Annotated in this window: 24 protein-coding genes; 15 read left to right on the top strand and 9 right to left on the bottom strand. The window is 67.7% G+C overall.

Features of this window, described 5'->3' with window-relative positions:
- Nucleotides 1-106: 106 nt before the first annotated feature.
- Complete coding sequence (locus EV216_RS11670; RefSeq protein WP_132695642.1) at nucleotides 107-1,102, bottom strand: adenosine kinase; 996 nt, start codon at nucleotides 1,100-1,102, stop codon at nucleotides 107-109.
- Entirely contained in the window at nucleotides 1,099-1,743 is a 645-nt protein-coding gene (gene nth, locus EV216_RS11665) for an endonuclease III (protein ID WP_132695641.1), read from the bottom strand. Before nth ends, EV216_RS11670 begins: the two co-directional genes overlap by 4 nt.
- Before the next feature lie 94 nt (nucleotides 1,744-1,837).
- On the opposite strand from nth, the gene EV216_RS11660 reads away from it, so the two are divergent.
- From EV216_RS11660 to EV216_RS11650, 3 genes are all read left to right on the top strand, one after another.
- Entirely contained in the window at nucleotides 1,838-2,686 is an 849-nt protein-coding gene (locus tag EV216_RS11660; RefSeq protein ID WP_132695753.1) for a methylated-DNA--[protein]-cysteine S-methyltransferase, read from the top strand.
- A 109-nt stretch (nucleotides 2,687-2,795) separates the two neighbouring features.
- Nucleotides 2,796-3,458 carry a YiaD family glycine zipper/OmpA-like lipoprotein gene (locus EV216_RS11655; RefSeq protein ID WP_132695639.1) on the top strand — a complete coding sequence of 221 codons (663 nt, stop codon included), beginning with the start codon at nucleotides 2,796-2,798 and terminating at the stop codon, nucleotides 3,456-3,458.
- 106 nt (nucleotides 3,459-3,564) lie between these two features.
- The gene (locus EV216_RS11650; protein WP_132695637.1) at nucleotides 3,565-4,335 is read left to right on the top strand and encodes a FadR/GntR family transcriptional regulator; all 771 of its coding nucleotides are present in this window, start codon (nucleotides 3,565-3,567) and stop codon (nucleotides 4,333-4,335) included.
- Between the two features lie 72 nt (nucleotides 4,336-4,407).
- Here the strand turns inward: EV216_RS11650 and EV216_RS11645 are convergent, their stop codons facing one another.
- The 5 genes from EV216_RS11645 to EV216_RS11625 all read right to left on the bottom strand — a co-directional run bounded on the left by EV216_RS11645 (nucleotide 4,408) and on the right by EV216_RS11625 (nucleotide 6,950).
- A complete protein-coding gene (locus tag EV216_RS11645; RefSeq protein ID WP_132695635.1) occupies nucleotides 4,408-4,968 on the bottom strand; it encodes a F0F1 ATP synthase subunit B in 561 nt (186 codons plus the stop codon).
- 5 nt (nucleotides 4,969-4,973) lie between these two features.
- A complete protein-coding gene (locus EV216_RS11640) occupies nucleotides 4,974-5,492 on the bottom strand; it encodes a F0F1 ATP synthase subunit B' (RefSeq protein WP_132695634.1) in 519 nt (172 codons plus the stop codon).
- Nucleotides 5,493-5,573: 81 nt separating this feature from the next.
- On the bottom strand, nucleotides 5,574-5,810 hold the full coding sequence (locus EV216_RS11635; RefSeq protein WP_074220027.1) for a F0F1 ATP synthase subunit C: 237 nt from the start codon (nucleotides 5,808-5,810) through the stop codon (nucleotides 5,574-5,576).
- Between the two features lie 43 nt (nucleotides 5,811-5,853).
- Nucleotides 5,854-6,606, bottom strand: coding sequence for a F0F1 ATP synthase subunit A (locus EV216_RS11630; RefSeq protein WP_279388213.1), 753 nt, complete (start codon nucleotides 6,604-6,606; stop codon nucleotides 5,854-5,856).
- Nucleotides 6,607-6,608: 2 nt separating this feature from the next.
- Entirely contained in the window at nucleotides 6,609-6,950 is a 342-nt protein-coding gene (locus EV216_RS11625; protein ID WP_132695632.1) for an AtpZ/AtpI family protein, read from the bottom strand.
- 196 nt (nucleotides 6,951-7,146) lie between these two features.
- On the opposite strand from EV216_RS11625, the gene EV216_RS11620 reads away from it, so the two are divergent.
- Nucleotides 7,147-7,518, top strand: coding sequence for an ArsR/SmtB family transcription factor (locus tag EV216_RS11620; protein WP_132695630.1), 372 nt, complete (start codon nucleotides 7,147-7,149; stop codon nucleotides 7,516-7,518).
- 9 nt (nucleotides 7,519-7,527) lie between these two features.
- On the opposite strand, the gene EV216_RS11615 is transcribed toward EV216_RS11620, so the two are convergent.
- Nucleotides 7,528-8,421, bottom strand: coding sequence for a DMT family transporter (locus EV216_RS11615; protein WP_132695628.1), 894 nt, complete (start codon nucleotides 8,419-8,421; stop codon nucleotides 7,528-7,530).
- On the bottom strand, nucleotides 8,412-9,281 hold the full coding sequence (locus EV216_RS11610; protein ID WP_132695750.1) for a LysR family transcriptional regulator: 870 nt from the start codon (nucleotides 9,279-9,281) through the stop codon (nucleotides 8,412-8,414). The genes EV216_RS11615 and EV216_RS11610 overlap by 10 nt, the downstream gene beginning before the upstream one ends.
- Nucleotides 9,282-9,385: 104 nt before the next feature.
- Here EV216_RS11610 and EV216_RS11605 point away from each other — a divergent pair, with 104 nt between their 5' ends.
- The 11 genes from EV216_RS11605 to EV216_RS11555 all read left to right on the top strand — a co-directional run bounded on the left by EV216_RS11605 (nucleotide 9,386) and on the right by EV216_RS11555 (nucleotide 16,637).
- Nucleotides 9,386-9,979 carry an FMN-dependent NADH-azoreductase gene (locus EV216_RS11605; RefSeq protein ID WP_132695626.1) on the top strand — a complete coding sequence of 198 codons (594 nt, stop codon included), beginning with the start codon at nucleotides 9,386-9,388 and terminating at the stop codon, nucleotides 9,977-9,979.
- 247 nt (nucleotides 9,980-10,226) lie between these two features.
- Nucleotides 10,227-11,729 (top strand): signal recognition particle protein, encoded by a 1,503-nt coding sequence (gene ffh / locus EV216_RS11600; protein WP_132695625.1) that lies wholly within the window; start codon nucleotides 10,227-10,229, stop codon nucleotides 11,727-11,729.
- Between the two features lie 133 nt (nucleotides 11,730-11,862).
- The gene (locus EV216_RS11595; protein ID WP_243642059.1) at nucleotides 11,863-12,168 is read left to right on the top strand and encodes a chorismate mutase; all 306 of its coding nucleotides are present in this window, start codon (nucleotides 11,863-11,865) and stop codon (nucleotides 12,166-12,168) included.
- A gap of 37 nt (nucleotides 12,169-12,205) precedes the next feature.
- Nucleotides 12,206-12,559 carry a 30S ribosomal protein S16 gene (gene rpsP / locus EV216_RS11590; protein ID WP_132695621.1) on the top strand — a complete coding sequence of 118 codons (354 nt, stop codon included), beginning with the start codon at nucleotides 12,206-12,208 and terminating at the stop codon, nucleotides 12,557-12,559.
- Between the two features lie 3 nt (nucleotides 12,560-12,562).
- The gene (gene bluB, locus EV216_RS11585) at nucleotides 12,563-13,213 is read left to right on the top strand and encodes a 5,6-dimethylbenzimidazole synthase (RefSeq protein ID WP_132695620.1); all 651 of its coding nucleotides are present in this window, start codon (nucleotides 12,563-12,565) and stop codon (nucleotides 13,211-13,213) included.
- The gene (rimM, locus tag EV216_RS11580) at nucleotides 13,214-13,723 is read left to right on the top strand and encodes a ribosome maturation factor RimM (protein WP_132695618.1); all 510 of its coding nucleotides are present in this window, start codon (nucleotides 13,214-13,216) and stop codon (nucleotides 13,721-13,723) included. It abuts the gene before it with no gap.
- Nucleotides 13,724-13,752: 29 nt separating this feature from the next.
- Nucleotides 13,753-14,100, top strand: a complete 348-nt coding sequence (locus EV216_RS11575; RefSeq protein ID WP_132695616.1) for a hypothetical protein — start codon at nucleotides 13,753-13,755, stop codon at nucleotides 14,098-14,100.
- A gap of 38 nt (nucleotides 14,101-14,138) precedes the next feature.
- A complete protein-coding gene (gene trmD, locus EV216_RS11570) occupies nucleotides 14,139-14,969 on the top strand; it encodes a tRNA (guanosine(37)-N1)-methyltransferase TrmD (protein WP_132695614.1) in 831 nt (276 codons plus the stop codon).
- A 52-nt stretch (nucleotides 14,970-15,021) separates the two neighbouring features.
- Nucleotides 15,022-15,399, top strand: coding sequence for a 50S ribosomal protein L19 (gene rplS / locus EV216_RS11565; RefSeq protein WP_132695612.1), 378 nt, complete (start codon nucleotides 15,022-15,024; stop codon nucleotides 15,397-15,399).
- An 11-nt stretch (nucleotides 15,400-15,410) separates the two neighbouring features.
- On the top strand, nucleotides 15,411-15,632 hold the full coding sequence (gene rpmE, locus EV216_RS11560) for a 50S ribosomal protein L31 (RefSeq protein WP_132695610.1): 222 nt from the start codon (nucleotides 15,411-15,413) through the stop codon (nucleotides 15,630-15,632).
- Nucleotides 15,633-15,827: 195 nt separating this feature from the next.
- Nucleotides 15,828-16,637: a division plane positioning ATPase MipZ gene (locus tag EV216_RS11555; protein WP_132695608.1), complete on the top strand. Its 810-nt coding sequence runs from the start codon at nucleotides 15,828-15,830 to the stop codon at nucleotides 16,635-16,637.
- Nucleotides 16,638-16,911: the final 274 nt, after the last annotated feature.

Genomic DNA, 16,911 nt, shown 5'->3' with positions numbered 1-16,911 from the left:
CACGGGGCAGGAAACGGAACGCACTGGAAAACCACAGGAAGGCCCCTCACCGGCCCGGGCGCCAGTCTACGTCCGGACGCGGGATTTCCGAAGCGGAAAGAGCGGCTCAGACCAGGCCGTGCTGGCGGAACAGCGCGGACAGATCGGCCTCGGGGCGCGCGCCGATATGGCTGATGATCTCGCTCGCCGCGACACAGCCCATCCGCCCGCAGGTTTCCAGGTCGTGACCATGGGTCAGCCCCCACAGGAAGGCCGCGGCGAACAGATCGCCCGCCCCGGTCGCATCCACCACCTGCGTCGGCACCGCGGGCACATGCCAATGCTGCCCCTCGGCCAGCACATGCGCGCCGTTCTCGCTGTCGGTGCAGGCGACGATGTCGATCTCGGCCGCGGCCCGGCTCAGCGCCTCGGAAAAATCCTCGGTCTCGTACATCGACAGGATCTCGGCCCGGTTCGCGAACAGCAGGTCCACATCCTCGCGGATCATCCGCCGGAACGCCTCGCGGTGGCGTTCCACGCAGAACGGGTCGGACAGCGTCAGCGACACCCGCCCCCGCGCCGCCCTGGCCGCGCCGATGGCCCGGGCGAAGGCCTCGTGGCTTTCCGGCCCGTCGAAACGGTAGCCCTCAAGGTAGATCCATTCCGCCCCGGCCATCTGGCGTTCGTCGATATCGGCGGGCGTCAGATGTTCGGTGACGCCCAGATAGGTGTTCATCGACCGCTCGCCATCGGGCGTGACCAGCACGATGCAGCGCCCGGTCTCGCCCTCGGTGTCCTTCGGCGCGGGGCGGGTCGTGTAATGCGCCCCCTGCGCGCGCAGATCATGGGCAAAGATCGCGCCCAACTGGTCGTCCTTGACCTTGCCGACATAGGCCGTCCGCCCGCCAAGCCGGGCGATGCCCGCGATCGTGTTCGCCGCCGACCCGCCCGAGATCTCCTGCGCCGGACCGACCCGGCCGTAAAGCTCGACCGCGCGCTCCATGTCGATCAGCTGCATGATGCCCTTCTCGATGCCATGCGTCTCCAGAAAGGCGTCCTCGGCATGGGCCAGGATGTCGACCAGCGCATTGCCGATGCCGACGACGTGATAGGGTTTGGTCATGGTGTCTTGTCCTCATGGGGGCAGAGATCGCGGATCAGGCAATTGCCGCAGACGGGCTTGCGCGCCTTGCAGACATAGCGGCCGTGCAGGATCAGCCAGTGATGGGCATGGCGCTGGAACTCGGCGGGAACATTGTCCTCGATGGCGCGCTCGACCGCCTCGACACTCTTGCCGGGCGCGATGCGGGTGCGGTTGCCGACGCGAAAGATATGCGTGTCCACCGCCTGCGCAGGCAGCCCCCACCACATGTTCAGCACCACATTCGCCGTCTTTCGCCCCACGCCGGGCAGCGCCTGCAACGCCGCGCGCGAGGACGGCACCTCGCCGCCATACTCCTCGACCAGGATGCGCGACATCTTCATCACGTTCTTCGCCTTGTTGCGGAAAAGACCGATCGTGCGGATATGCCCGATCAGCCCCTCCTCGCCCAGGGCCAGCATCTTCTCGGGCGTGTCCACCACCGCGAACAGCCCCCGCGTCGCGCGGTTCACCCCCACATCGGTCGCCTGCGCCGACAGCGCCACCGCGACCAGCAGGGTATAGGCGTTCACATGCTCCAGCTCGCCCTTCGGCTCGGGCTCGGCGGCGTGAAACCGGGCAAAGATCTCGCGGATCGTTCTGTAATCGAGCGGCTGCGCCATGCCATCCCTATGCCCGCCCCCCGGGCCGGTGGCAACGGCGATTTCGCGCATCTTTCGGGTCGCGCCCCTGCGGCGCGGCGCCTATCCTGCGCCGATGCAGGACAGCACCGACAGCTATCATTACCAGGTGATCCGCCGCGCCATCGCGCGGATCGACGCGGCGGGCGGCCAGCCCCTGCCGCTCGACCGACTCGCCGCCGAGATGGAGATGAGCCCCGCGCATTTCCAGCGCGTCTTCTCGCGCTGGGCCGGCGTCTCGCCCAAGCGTTACCAGCAATACCTGGCGCTCGACCATGCCCGCGCCCTGATGCGCGCGCATTTCACCACGCTGGCCACGGCGGACGCGCTGGGGCTGAGCGGCGCAGGGCGGCTGCATGACCTGTTCCTGACATGGGAGGCGATGAGCCCCGGCACCTATGCCCGCGCCGGGGCCGGGCTGACGATCCGGCACGGGCTGTTCCCCACCCCCTTCGGTCAGGCGCTGGCGATGGCCACCGATCGCGGCCTGTGCGGGCTGGCCTTCACCGATGAAACCGGCCCCGCCGCCGCCCATGCCGACCTGACCGCCCGCTGGCCCGCAGCGCACTTCATCGAAGACCCCGACGCCATCGCGCCGCTCGTCGCCGCCGCCTTCGGCCAGGGGTCCGCCCGGCTGCACCTGATCGGCGCCCCCTTCCAGATCAAGGTCTGGGAGGCGCTGCTGGCGATCCCCTCGGGCCAGGTCACCACCTATGCCGAGATCGCCCGGGCCATCGGCAGCCCCCGCGCCGCCCGCGCCGTCGGAACCGCGGTCGGCCGCAACCCCGTCGCCTTCCTGATCCCCTGCCACCGCGTCCTGCGCGCGGGCGGCGGGCTGGGCGGCTATCACTGGGGGCTGCCGGTCAAGCGCGCGATGCTGGCCTGGGAAGGTGCCCGCGCCGAGGCGGCAGGCACAGAGCCGTGATCGGCAACTTGCCGCCCAACCCATCCATGCCCTCGCATCGAGGCGGCGGATTCACTATATTCGTGCGCGATGTCCGGATCAGCCGGGCCTGAAGCAAGAGGCAAAACCGATGCGAGCGAAGACCCCCCTTCTTGTGGCCGCGGCCGGCGCGCTGGCGCTGGCGGCCTGCACGCCGACCACCACCGATACCGGCGATCCCCGCCAGCGCACCAAGGAAGGCGCGCTGATCGGCGCGGGCCTTGGCGCGGTCACCGGCATGATCGTCACCGATGGCGGCAAGCGCGACGCGCGCGACGCGCTGGTCGGCGCAGCGGTCGGCGCGGCAGCCGGTGCGGCGATCGGCAGCGGACTCGACCGGCAGGCGGCCGATCTGCGCCGCGACATGGGCAATGACCGGATCAACGTGGTCAATACCGGCTCGCAACTGGTCGTGACCATGCCGCAGGACATCCTGTTCGCCATCGACAGCGCCACGGTCCGGCCCGACCTGCGCGAGGATCTGCGGGCGCTGGCGCGCAACCTGAACCAGTATCCCAACTCGACCGTGGACATCATCGGCCATACCGACAATACCGGGTCGGCCAGCTACAATCAGGATCTGTCCTCCCGCCGGGCTGGCTCGGTCGCGGCGGTGCTCACCGGCGCGGGCGTCGATCCGCGGCGCATCCGTGCCTATGGCCGGGGCGAGGAACAGCCCGTCGCCTCGAACCTGACGCCCGAAGGCCGGGCGCAGAACCGCCGGGTCGAAATCGTCATCCGCCCGACAACCTGAACCCGGGCGCGTCCCCGCCGGTCCGTCCGGCGGGGAGATCGCGCATTGGCCGTTGCCGCCGCCCCGAAGTGGTCATATCTTCTGACCGGTTTCAGGGAGTTCGGCCATGCCCTTCCAGAAGGTTCACCCCGAAAAGCTTTCCGGCGCCGTGGTCCGCCAGATCGAGCTTCTGATCCTGCGCGGCATCCTGCGCCCGGGCGAACGGCTGCCCTCGGAACGCGACCTGTCGGACAAGCTGGGCGTCTCGCGCCCCTCGCTGCGCGAGGCCATCGCCGAATTGCAGGATCGCGGCCTGCTGGTCAGCCGCCCCGGCGCGGGCCTCTTCGTGGCCGAAGTGTTGGGCGCGGCCTTCCCCGAGGCGCTGGTCCAGCTTTTCGCCCGCCATGACGCGGCGCTGTTCGACTACATCGCCTTTCGCCGCGACGTCGAGGCGATGGCCGCCGAACGCGCCGCCCGCCGCGGCTCGGACACCGATCTTGCCGTGATCGACGCGATCTTCCGCCGGATGGAGACCGCGCATGCCAAGCGCAACCCCGCCGACGAGGCCCGTCTGGATGCCGAATTTCACCTCGCGATCATCGAGGCGGGGCATAATCTGGTGATGCTGCATGTCATGCGCGCGATGTTCGACCTGTTGCGCGCGGGCGTCTTCTACAACCGCCAGATCATGTTCCGCCAGCGCACCACGCGGGCGATGCTGCTGGACCAGCACCGCGCGATCAACGACGCGCTTCAGGCCCGCGACGCCCCCGCCGCCCGCGCCGCGGTGGAACGGCATCTGAGCTATGTCGAGACCGCGCTGGCCGACCATCTGCAATCGGAACGCAACGAGGAAATCGCCCGCCAGCGGCTGGAGCAGGTCACCGCCCGCGGCTGACCGGCCCGGCCCGCGCAACGCAAACGGCCCGGCAGTTCCCCGCCGGGCCGTCTTGCTGTCCCGTTCCGCCGCTCAGTGCAGCTTGAGCTTGGCCTGAACATCGCCGATGGCCGCTTCGACCAGGCGGTCGTTGGACGCGTCGGTCATCTGCCGGGCCACCACCTCGCGCGCAGCCGCCACCGCCACGGTGATCGCCCTGTCGCGCACCTCGCGCACCGCGCTGGTCTTGGCCGACTCGATCTGCTCGTCGGCGGCCGCAAGGCGGCGCTCGATCGTGGATTTCAGGTCTTCCTTGGCCTTCGCGGCGGCCGCCTCGGCCTCGGTGCGGGCGCTCGCGACGATGCGCTCGGCCTGCTCCTGGACCTCCTTCTGCTTGCGCTCATAGGAGGCCAGCACCGACTGCGCCTCTTCGCGCAGCGCGCGCGCCTCGTCCAGCTCGCGCTGGATCCCCTCCGCGCGCTTGTCCAGCATCCCCGCCAGCTTGCCGGGCACCTTCAGGTAGACCAGCACGCCGATGAAGGCGAGAAAGGACAGCAGCACCACGAAATCGGTGTTGTAGAGCGAGAAGAACGGCCCCGACGCGGCGAAGGCCGGGCTGGCGACAAGGCTGGCCGCGATTGCGAGTTTCTTCATGCCCCTCACCCCTTCACCTTGGCGTCGACCGCCGCGGTCACCGCGGCCTCGTCGGCCTGGAAGCCCAGCGCCGCGACCAGTTCGCCAGCCGTCGCGCGGGCGACGATGGTCACGCTTTCCATCGCGTTCTCGCGGATCTCGGCGATCTGCTTCTCGGCCTCGGCCGCACGCGCCGATATCTCGGCATCTGCCCGGGCGGTGGCCGCGGCAAGATCCGCCTTGATCTCGGCCTTCGTCTCGGCGACGATCCGCTGCGCCTCGGCGCGTGCATCGGCCAGCGCCTTCTCATAGGCTCGCTCGGCTTCCTGCGCCTTCAACTTCAGCTCTTCGGCAGCGGTGATGTCGTTCGATATCGTACCCTGCCGCTCGGCCAGCACGGCCGCGATGCGCGGCAGCGCGATGCGCGACAGCACGAAATAGATCACCACCAGCGTCACCACCAGCCAGAAGATCTGGTTGGGGAAGGTCGCGAAATCGAGTTGCGGCATGCCGACCGGTTCGGCCGCGTTCGTATCAGTTGCCATTGTCGTCCCCCTGGACCCCGGGATTACACCGGGCGGGCGCTCGGAAAGCCCCCACCCGGCCGTAAGGATCGGTTCGGGAGATCAGACGGCGAACATCAGCAGAAGCGCGACGAGGAACGAGAAGATCCCCAGCGCTTCGGCGAACGCGATACCGATGAACATGGTCGCGGTCTGCGAGGCGGCCGCCGACGGGTTGCGCAGCGCACCCGAGATGTAGTTGCCGACAACATGGCCCACACCGACAGCGGCGCCGCCCATGCCGGTGCATGCCAGGCCCGCACCGATATAGGCGCCCATTTGAACGATATCGCCTTCCATGTCGATTTCTCCTTACGTTGGAATTGGCAGATTTCGGATTGCGTCAGTGATGCGGATGCAGCGCATCGCGCAGATAGACGCAGGTGAGGATCGCGAAGACATAGGCCTGGATGAACGACACCAGGACCTCCAGCGCATAGACCGCGGTGATCGCGGCCAGCGGGAACACGGCGCCCACGCCCAGCACGCCCGCAAAGCCCGCGAACACCTTGATGACCGCGTGCCCGGCCATCATGTTGCCGGCAAGACGGATGGAATGGCTGACTGGCCGGACGAAGTAGGAAATCACCTCGATCAGCGCCAGGATCGGCCGCAGCGCCAGCGGCGCGGCACTGATCCAGAACAGGCTGAGAAAGCCGAAGCCGTGCTTGACGATGCCCAGGATCGTCACGAAGAAGAACACCGCCAGCGCCATGGTTGCCGTCACCGCGATATGCGACGTCGTGGTGAACGCCATCGGGATCAGACCCAGGAAGTTCGCGAAGACGATGAAGATGAACAGCGTCATGATGTAGGGGAAATATTTCACCCCGTCCTTGCCCGCGACATCCTCGACCATCTTGTAGACGAAGCCATAGGCCAGTTCGGCGATCGACTGCACCCGGCTGGGCACCAGCGCGCGCCCGCGCGTGCCGATCACCAGCAACAGCACCACGCAGACCACCGCAAGCGCCATCCACAGCGTCACGTTGGTGGGCGTGTACCAATGGATCGCATCGCCGCCGAACAGCGGCTTGACGATGAACTGGTCCATCGGGTGGATCTGCAGGCCGCCGGTCGCTTGGTCGCTTGCCACGTTCAATCCCTCTTGTCGTCCTTCGCAGCCTGTTCGGCCACCTGTTGCCTCTGGATCTCGGCCGCCGAGCGCATCATCACGCGCACCCCGGCGGCAAAGCCCAGCAATATGAACAGCACCAGGAAGATCGGCAGCGTCCCCAGCCACAGGTCCACCGCATACCCGATGCCGAAGCCGATCCCCAGACCGGCGACAAGCTCGATCACCATCCGCCAGGCCAGTTGCGCCTGGGAATAATGCTCGTCCTGGTGGCGCTTGCCGGGCTCGGCGGCCTCGGCCTTCTTCAGGGCCTCGATCCGCGCTTCGAGCCGCTCAAGCCGCTCCTTTTCCGCCGGATCAATCACCCTGAGCGCCCCCTGGGACAGTCGCCGCGAACCTAGAGAGGGCACCGACATGAGTCAAGCGCCCATATTCAGCGCCAAGCCATTGTTTGCAAAAGGTTTCACGGAACGCTGCGCCGCCGCATCCCCGGCTTTCGGGCGCGCTGCATATTCAACCTTCCGGTTGACGATCGGGCGGCGGGCGGCCCATGCTCCGGCCATGGATGACCGGCTCGACATCGTTTTCGCCGCCCTCGCCGACCCCACCCGGCGCGCGATCCTCGCGATGCTGCTCGAAGACGACATGGCCGTGACCGATGTCGCCACCCCCTTCGAGATGTCGCTGGCCGCGATCTCGAAACATCTGGTCATCCTGACCCGCGCGGGCCTCATCAGCCAGGAAAAGCGCGGCCGGGTGAAATGGTGCAAGCTCGAACCCGACGCGCTGCGCGATGCCTCGGTCTGGATGCAGGGCTTCGGCCAGTTCGACCCGGTGGATCTGGACGCGTTCGAGCGGTTCCTGCGGATTGAACTCGATGACGGGGCGGCGGCGCAGCACGCCTCCGACGACGCCTGCCGGGAGGGCCTCTGAAGTCCCGCCCTACCCGTCCTCCTTCAGCAGCAGCACCAGCGCCACCACCGTCAGCCCGATCCCCCCCAGCACCAGCCCCCGGGGCGCGGCATTGCCCAGCGCGATCTCCCAGCCGATCACCCAGCTCGGCGTCAGGTAGGTATAGGCCATCACCTTGGCCGAGGGCAGCCGCATCGCCGCATATTGCAGCAGCACGAAGGTCACCGCGCTGGTAAAGATCGCCAGGTACAGCACCACCCACCAGACCCGCGCGGGCAGCGCGGCCCAGTCGGTCGCGCGGATGGACGGCAGCCCGTAGATCAGCAGCAGCACAAGCGCCGCCATCATCATCCCGAAGGTGAAGACCAGCGCGGGCTCGCCCCGGTTGAACTTGCGCACCAGCGGCGTATAGGCGGCATGCGCCAGCGCGGCGACGAAGAACACCGCCTCGCCCCGGCCCAGATCGAACGCGATCAGCGCGGCCGGGTCGCCGCGAAAGATCACCCAAAGCGCCCCCGCCGCCCCCACCGCCAGCGCCAGCCCCATCCGGCCCGTCATCGTCTGGCGCAGGAACAGCCAGCCGAACCCCGCCGCCATCACCGGCGTCAGGGTAAAGATCGCCGCCGTCGCGACCGGCTCGGCGGTCTTCAGCGCCTCGAACATCAGCACGAAATAGGCCCCGAACAGCCCGCCCAGGATCACGAACCGCCAGGGCGCCCGGAACCGGTGCGCGCGCAGCCCCGGCCCCAGCGCCGCCGCCGCCCCGATCAGCCCGCCCGCCAGCGCAAAGCGCAGCGCGGTCAGCGCGGCGGGGTCGATATCGTTGGCGATCAGCTTGCCGAAACTGAACGAGCCCGCCACCAGCCCCGAAAAGGTCAGCATCGCCAGATGCCCGCGCAGCGCCTCGACCCGGGTCAGGGCCATTCCCGCGCCGCCTCCTTCAGCCGCGCGGTCAGCGCCTGCACCTTGGGCGTGCGGTGCAGATCGACATGGGTGACCAGCCAGATCGTCACCTCCCACTCGGGCTGCGGCGGGCGCATCTCGACCAGATCGGGCAGGTTGCGCGCCTGCCAGAGCGGCACGAACCCGATCCCCGCCCCCGCCTCGACCGCCTCGACCGCGCCGCGCATGTCGCCCACGCGGAACGTGATCCGCTCGGCCGGGACATGCGCCCGCAGCCAGCGGTAGAACGGCGCGCGATGCGCCTCGTCGGTGGGGCCGACAAAACGGTGGGCCGCGACATCCTCGCCCAGCCCCCCGTGCGCCGCCACATAATCGCGGCTGGCATAAAGCCCGCTCTTCTGCACATACAGCGTCTGCACGATATTGTCGGGCTCGCCCGGCCGCGCGCCGGCCCGCAGCGCCACATGCGCCTCGCCATATTCCAGCCGGTAAAGCCGTGGATCGGCCATCAGCCGCACCGACAGCTCGGGATGATCGGCCTGGAACCCCGCCAGCACCGGCACCACCAGCGGCGTCAGCGCATCCACCGTCGTCACCGCCAGATCGCCGGTCATCGCCGCGCCCTGCCCGCGCAGCCGCCCGGCAAGCTGGCCGAACTGCTCGGCGGTGACCTGGGCCACCTGCATCAGTTCCTCGCCCGCCTCGGTCGGCGTATAGCCGCGGGCATGGCGCTGAAAGAGCTTGACCCCCAGCCGGGTCTCCAGCGCGTCGACATGGCGGATCACGGTCGCATGATGCACCCCCAGCGCCTCGGCCGCGCCGCTGACCGTGCCCAGCCGGGCAACGTGATAGGCGGTGCGGATTTCGTCCCAGTTGTCGATATCCATATGTGCGCCACCTCACAGACCTTGTTGATTTTGAGCAATTGTGTTCACCAGCGCAAGAACCATTTTCCCCTCACATCCTCATCCCATCGGAGTTTCCCATGCCCCGCACAATCCTGCGCATCGACAGTTCGGCCCGCCGCGACGGCTCGGTCTCGCGCGACCTGACCGACCGCATCACCGCCCGCCTTGCCGGTGACGACACCCGCATCCTGACCCGCGACCTGGCCGAGGGCCTGCCGCTGCTGACCGAGGCCTGGATCGGCGCCAATTTCACCCCCGAAGCCGACCGGACCGAAGCGCAGCGCGCCGAACTGGCGCTGTCCGACAGCCTGATCGCGGAACTGAAGGCCGCCGATACCATCGTGATCGGCCTGCCGGTCTACAATTTCGGCCTGCCCGCCGCACTCAAGGCCTGGATCGACCTCGTGGCCCGCGCGGGCGTCACCTTCCGCTATACCGAGGCCGGGCCCGAAGGGCTGCTGGGGGCCAAGCGGGTGATCGTCGCCGCGGCTTCGGGCGGCACCGCCTTCGGCTCGGATTTCGACTTCGCCACCCGGTATCTGACCCATGTGCTGGGCTTCCTCGGGCTGACCGACATCACCGTGCTGGGCGCCGACCGCCTCGCGCTGGATGCCGAGGCCGCCCTTGCCGCCGCCCATGCCGCGGTCGACCAACTGCCCCGCGCCGCCTGACACAGGCCCGGCCTGCCCCCTCGCACGGGCAGGCCGGACTTGACTCCCGCCCCCATCCATGGCTTAAGCCACCCCGATATCCGGAACGGTTCACGCCTTCCGGTCCCGGTCATGTCCCGGGATCGCCCCCCGTCAGCGAGGTTTCGCCCACGGGGGCGTCACTCGTTTGGCGCTTCGTCGCGCTGACATTTCAGGCGTCCCCGCCCATATCGGGGGCAGGTGCAACGGTCGACGGAGGGCCCGGCCCATGTTCGAAAGTCTATCAGACCGCCTGTCCGGCGTGTTCGACCGCCTGACCAAGCAGGGCGCGCTGAGCGAAGACGACGTCAAGACCGCGCTGCGCGAGGTCCGCGTGGCGCTGCTGGAGGCCGACGTCTCGCTGCCCGTCGCGCGCAGCTTCGTCAAGTCGGTGCAGGAAAAGGCCACCGGGCAGGAGGTGACGCGCTCGGTCACGCCCGGCCAGCAGGTGGTCAAGATCGTCCATGACGAACTGGTGCGCGTGCTGACCGGCGAGGGCGAACCGGGATACCTGAAAATCGACAACCCGCCCGCGCCGATCCTGATGGTCGGCCTTCAGGGCGGCGGCAAGACCACCACCACCGCCAAGCTGGCAAAACGGCTGAAGGAGGTGAACGGCAAGCGGGTGCTGATGGCCTCGCTCGACGTGAACCGCCCGGCGGCGATGGAACAGCTTGCCATCCTCGGCGCGCAGATCGGCGTCGATACCCTGCCCATCGTGCCGGGGCAGAAACCCGTCGACATCGCGAAACGCGCCAAGCAGCAGGCCGCGATGGGCGGCTATGACGTCTACATGCTGGACACCGCCGGGCGGCTGTCGATCGACGAGACGCTGATGGCCGAGGTCGAGGCCGTGCGCGACGTCGCCACGCCCCGCGAGACGCTTCTGGTCGTGGACGGCCTGACCGGCCAGGACGCGGTGCATACGGCCGAGAATTTCGACGGCCGCATCGGCATCTCGGGCGTGATCCTGACCCGGATGGATGGCGACGGCCGGGGCGGCGCGGCGCTTTCCATGCGCGCGGTGACCGGCAAGCCGATCAAGTATGTGGGCTTGGGCGAAAAGCTCGACGCGCTGGAGGAATTCCACCCCGAACGCATCGCGGGCCGCATCCTCGGCATGGGCGATATCGTGTCGCTGGTGGAAAAGGCGCAAGCCACCATCGAGGCCGAACAGGCCGAGCGGATGATGAAGCGCTTCCAGAAGGGTCAGTTCAACATGAACGACCTGAAGATGCAGCTTGAACAGATGCTCAAGATGGGCGGGATGGAGGGCATCATGGGCATGATGCCCGGCATGGGCAAGATGAAGGGCCAGATGGCCGAGGCGGGTTTCGACGATTCGATCCTGCGCCGCCAGATCGCGCTGATAAATTCCATGACCAAGGTCGAGCGCGCCAATCCCCAGATCCTCCAGGCCAGCCGCAAGCGCCGCATCGCGGCGGGCGCGGGTCTCGAGGTGCCGGAGCTGAACAAGCTGCTCAAGATGCACCGCCAGATGTCCGACATGATGAAGAAGCTCGGCCAGAAGGGCGGCCGCGCCATGCTCAAACGCGCCATGTCCGGAATGCTGGGCAAGGGCGGACTGCCCGGCATGGGCGCCGACATGGATCCCAGGGCGCTCGAAGAGGCCGCGCGCCGGATGGGCGGCGGGCTGCCCGGTGGCATGGGCGGCCTGGGCGGCATGGACCTTCCGCCGGGTCTGTCGGGGCTGGGCGGCAAGAAGAAATGACGCGGCGCGCTCCGGCATATCCCCTGCGGCGGCCCGGCACCGGGCGGCGTGACGTCGAAAAATTTGCCCGATGGAAATCCGATGGAAATCCGATGGAAATCCGATTTGCCATTCGCGACGAAAGGAGTGCTGCGTGACCTCCGCGACCGACACCACCGCCCGCGCCGCAGACCTCCTGCGCGAGCACCGCGCCAGCATCGACCGGCTGGACGCGATCCTCGTCTACACGCTGGGCGAGCGGTTCAAGCACACCCAGGCAGTGGGCCGTCTCAAGGCGCAGCACGGGCTGCCGCCCTCGGACCCGGCGCGCGAGGAAAGCCAGATCGCCCGGCTTGAGCAACTGGCCCGCGAGGCCGATCTCGACCCGGAATTTGCCAAGAAATTCCTGAGCTTCGTCATTCAGGAAGTCATCCGACACCATATCGAACACCAGAAATAGGCACCCCTGCCGAACGCCAGATACAGGAGAAACTGACATGGCACTGAAACTTCGTCTCGCCCGCGGCGGCTCGAAAAAGCGTCCCTTCTACAGCATCGTCGTGGCCGACAGCCGCGCCCCGCGTGATGGCCGCTTCATCGAGAAGCTGGGCATCTACAACCCGCTTCTGGCCAAGGACAACGAACAGCGTGTCCGCATGGATCTGGACCGCGTGAAGCATTGGCTCGGCCAGGGCGCCCAGCCGACCGACCGCATCGCCCGCATGCTGGAAACCGCTGGTATCGTTGCGAAAACCGAGCGCAGCAACCCCAAGAAAGCCGTGCCCGGCGCCAAGGCCAAGGCCCGCGCCGAGGAAAAGGCCGCCAAGGCCGCCGAGGCAGGCGCAGAGTAAACGATGGCTGCCACGGCCCCGCAGCCCGAGCGGTTCGCGCCCGCCTTCCGCGACGAGCTTTCCCGGCTCATGCGGTGGCGGCGCGACGTCCGGCACTTCCGCCCCGACCCGGTGGACGAGGCGCTGCTGGACCGCTGCCTTGACGCGTTCCGGCTGGCGCCCTCGGTGGGCCTGTCGGAGCCGTGGCGCATCCTGCGGCTGGACAGCGAGACCGCCCGTCAGGCCGCGCGCGCGAATTTCGAGGCCGCGAATGCCGCCGCCCTTGCGGGCTATGACGGCGAGAAAGCCGCGCTTTATCCGCGGCTTAAGCTGTCCGGGATGGACCGCGCCCCGGTGCAGCTGGCCGTCTTCTGCGACGAGGCCACGCCCCAGGGCGCGGGGCTGGGCGCGGCCACCATGCCCGAGATGCGGCGCTATTCGGTCGTGGCCGCGATCTCGATGTTCTGGCTGGCCGCCCGGGCCGAAGGGCTGGGCGTGGGCTGGGTCTCGGTGCTCGATCCCGACCGGCTTTGCCGCGATCTGGCGGTGCCGGACGACTGGTCGCTGGTGGCCTATCTCTGCATCGGCTGGCCCGAGGTGGAACGCGACCACCCCGAACTGGAAGAAGTCGGCTGGGAACGGCGCGCCGAGGCGCTGCATGTCGAGGGGCGCTAGATGGCCGAAACCCGTGTCTGTGTGGGCGTGATCGGCGGCTCCTTCGGGGTCCGGGGCGAGGTGCGGCTGAAAAGCTTCTGCGCCGAACCCGAATCCATCGCCGGTTACGGCCCGCTTTTCACCGAGGATGGCAAACGGTCCTTTGCGGTGACGCTGACGCGCGCCGTCAAGGGCGGGTTTGCCGCCCGGCTGACCGGCATCGCCACCAAGGAACAGGCCGACGCGCTGAAAGGCGTGCGGCTTCACGCCGACCGCGCCGCCCTGCCCGCCCTGCCCGATGACGAGTTCTACCATGCCGACCTGATCGGGCTTGAGGTGCTGGATACCGGCGGCAAGGTTCTGGGCCGGGTGCGGGCGGTGCATGACCATGGCGCCGGGGATCTTCTGGAGATCCACGGGCCGGGGCTGACATCGACGGTCCTGTTGCCCTTTACCGCGGCCTGCGTGCCCACTGTCGATCTTGCGGCGGGGCGCCTCATTGCGGATCCGCCCGAAGGTCTGTTCCCCTGATCGCCGACCAACAAGGAACGAGGATCACCATGTCCCCTGCAAACATCTTCTACGCGATCATCCTGGCCGGGGCCTTCCTGGCCGGGCAATCGGAAAACCCGGTCTGGGTCATCCTTGTCATCGCCGCGCTGGCCACCGTCGCGCGCGCCCTCGACCCCGCGGCCGCCGTCACCCGCGCCGCGCAGGGCAAGACGCTGGCCAAGGCGCTGCCGATGATGGTCTTCAACCAGATCATCTGGGTCAACCTTGTCTTCCTGATCGGCTTCGGCATCGTCTGGGCCCTCGGCGCCCCGGTTGTCGCGCTGCCGCTCTGGCTGCCGATCCTCGTCTCGGCGGTCGGGCTTGGCGGCGCGATCGCGGTATCGCGCAAGGGCTGAGGCTTTCGCCCGGCCGCGTTTCCAGCTAGAGACCGCCCATGACGGACACACCGAAATCCCATGGGCGGCTCTCGATCTCGGCGAGCCTTCAGCCCCGCGACCTGATGGACACGCGGCCCCGCCTGAAAGGCGCCTGGACCGCGCGCATCATCACCCTGTTCCCCGAGGCGTTTCCCGGCGTTCTGGGCCTGTCGCTGACCGGCCGGGCGCTGGATCTGGGGCTCTGGGCGCTGGAAACGGTTGATCTGCGCCCCTTCGGCGAGGGCAGGCACCGCAATGTCGACGACAACCCGGCAGGTGGCGGCGCGGGCATGGTGCTGCGCCCCGACGTGATGGGCGCCGCGCTGGATCAGGCCGCGCTGGGCACGCCCGCCGACCGCAGCCGCTGGCCGGTCGTCTATCTGTCGCCGCGCGGCGCCCCGTTTTGCCAGGCGATGGCGCAACGCTTCGCGCAGGCCGAGGGGATCACGCTGATCTGCGGCCGGTTCGAGGGGCTCGACGAGCGGGTGATCGAGGAATACGCCGTCGAGGAGGTCAGCCTGGGGGATTTCGTCCTGACGGGCGGCGAGATCGCGGCACAGGCCTTGATCGACGCGACTGTCCGCCTTATACCCCGCGTACTCGGGAATCAGGCATCCACGGAGGAGGAATCCTTTTCCGAGGGCCTGCTTGAACATCCGCAGTATACACGGCCCGCCGTCTGGAAAGGCCGCGCGATACCCGACATTCTCCTGTCGGGCCATCACGCGAAGATCGCCGCCTGGCGGAAGGCCGAGGCCGAAAGGCTGACCAAGGAACGCCGCCCTGACCTCTGGCGGGCTTACTGCGCAAGCCGCGGTAGGGACCCGGACGGAGACCGAGAGCTCTGAGGGCTGCATCACCTTCGCGGAGAAAACCGCGAGCAAAGATGGAGACGCTGCGATGAACCTGATCGCACAGCTCGAGGCGGAACAGATCGCCGCCCTCGACAAGAAGATTCCCGACTTCAAGCCGGGCGACACGATCCGCGTGGGCTACAAGGTGACCGAGGGCACCCGCTCGCGCGTTCAGAACTACGAAGGCGTGTGCATTGCCCGCAACAACGGCAAGGGCATCGCCGGGTCGTTCACCGTTCGCAAGATCTCGTTCGGCGAGGGTGTCGAGCGGGTGTTCCCCCTCTACTCCACCAATATCGACTCGATCGAGGTGGTCCGCCGCGGCCGCGTGCGCCGCGCCAAGCTGTATTACCTGCGCGCGCGCCGGGGCAAATCCGCCCGGATCGCCGAGGACAGCACCTACAAGCCCAAGACCGAGGCGTGAGGAGAGCGACCATGCGCAAGGATATCCACCCCGATTACCATGTGATCGATGTCAAGATGACCGACGGCACCGTGATCCAGATGAAATCGACCTATGGCAAGGCGGGCGACATGCTTGCCCTCGATATCGACCCGTCGGTGCACCCCGCCTGGACCGGCGGCAGTTCGCGCCTGATGGACACCGGCGGCCGCGTGTCGAAGTTCAAGAAGAAATACGAGGGCCTGGGCTTCTGATCCCGCCCGGCTTCAACACTGCGGAGACGCCGCCCCCCGGGGCGGCGTTTTCATGTGGCGGAGGCTGCGGCAGGACCATGCGCCGTAATCGTGACACCTTGTCCTCCACTCCCGCTTTGACTACCGCTTGCCACAACATATGGTTGTCGGCGACTCTCTCGCCCATAGTCATGCAGATCGCAGGGGGAAGGTGACGTGGCGCATATCATCGTCGTCGGCAATGAAAAGGGCGGGGCGGGCAAGTCCACCATGTCGATGCATGTGGCGACCGCGCTGGCGCGGCTGGGCCACCGGGTCGGCGCGTTGGATCTGGACCTGCGCCAGCGCAGCTTTGGCCGCTACATGGAGAACCGGCGCGCCTATATGGACCGCTCGGGCCTCGATTTGCCGACGCCGGACTACCGCGAATTGCCCGAGATCGCGTCCCAACAGCTGGAGCCGGGCGAGAACCTGTACGACCGCCGCCTTGCCGAAGCCATCGCCGGGATGGAACAGGACAAGGATTTCATCCTGATCGATTGCCCCGGCTCGCATACCCGCCTTAGCCAGGTCGCCCACACGCTGGCCGACACATTGATCACGCCGCTGAATGACAGTTTCATAGATTTCGACCTGCTGGCCCGGCATGACGGGGCAAGCGGCAAGATCCTCGGGCCGTCGATCTATTCCGAGATGGTCTGGAACGCCCGCCAGATGCGCGCCCAGGCCGGGCTGAAGCCGATCGACTGGGTGGTGCTGCGCAACCGGCTGGGCGCGCAGCAGATGCACAACAAGCGCAAGATGGGCGACGCGCTGGTCAACCTGTCGCGCCGCATCGGCTTTCGCGTGGCGCCGGGTTTCTCGGAACGGGTGATCTTTCGCGAGCTGTTCCCCAGCGGCCTGACGCTTCTGGACCTGCGCGATACCGGCGTCACCGGCATGAACATCTCGAACATCGCCGCAAGGCAGGAACTGCGCGACCTGATGGTGGAACTGCGCCTGCCCGGGGTCGAGGTGACGTTCTAGGGGCTTTGGGAACGCGGCCGGGACTTGCATGGTCGGGCTGTGCGTAGGGTGGGTGTCAACCCACCGGCGGGCGGACGTGGGTGCGGGCAGGTGGTGGGTTTCACCCACCCTACGCTTGCTGCCTCAACCACGTTAAACGATGTCTGCTTCTTCATCGCCAATGAAAGCTAAGTAAAACTCTAGGCTCAGGACTCGTTCTTGATCATAGCCAGAACAAGACGGTTGCGGCGAGCATGATCGCAGAGAAGAACGTTTCCGGGCACCGATCGTATCG

The organism is Rhodovulum steppense (genome assembly GCF_004339675.1).
Taxonomy (GTDB): domain Bacteria; phylum Pseudomonadota; class Alphaproteobacteria; order Rhodobacterales; family Rhodobacteraceae; genus Rhodovulum; species Rhodovulum steppense.
Note: the sequence above shows the minus strand (reverse complement) of the source record. Positions and strands in the feature narration are given on the sequence as shown.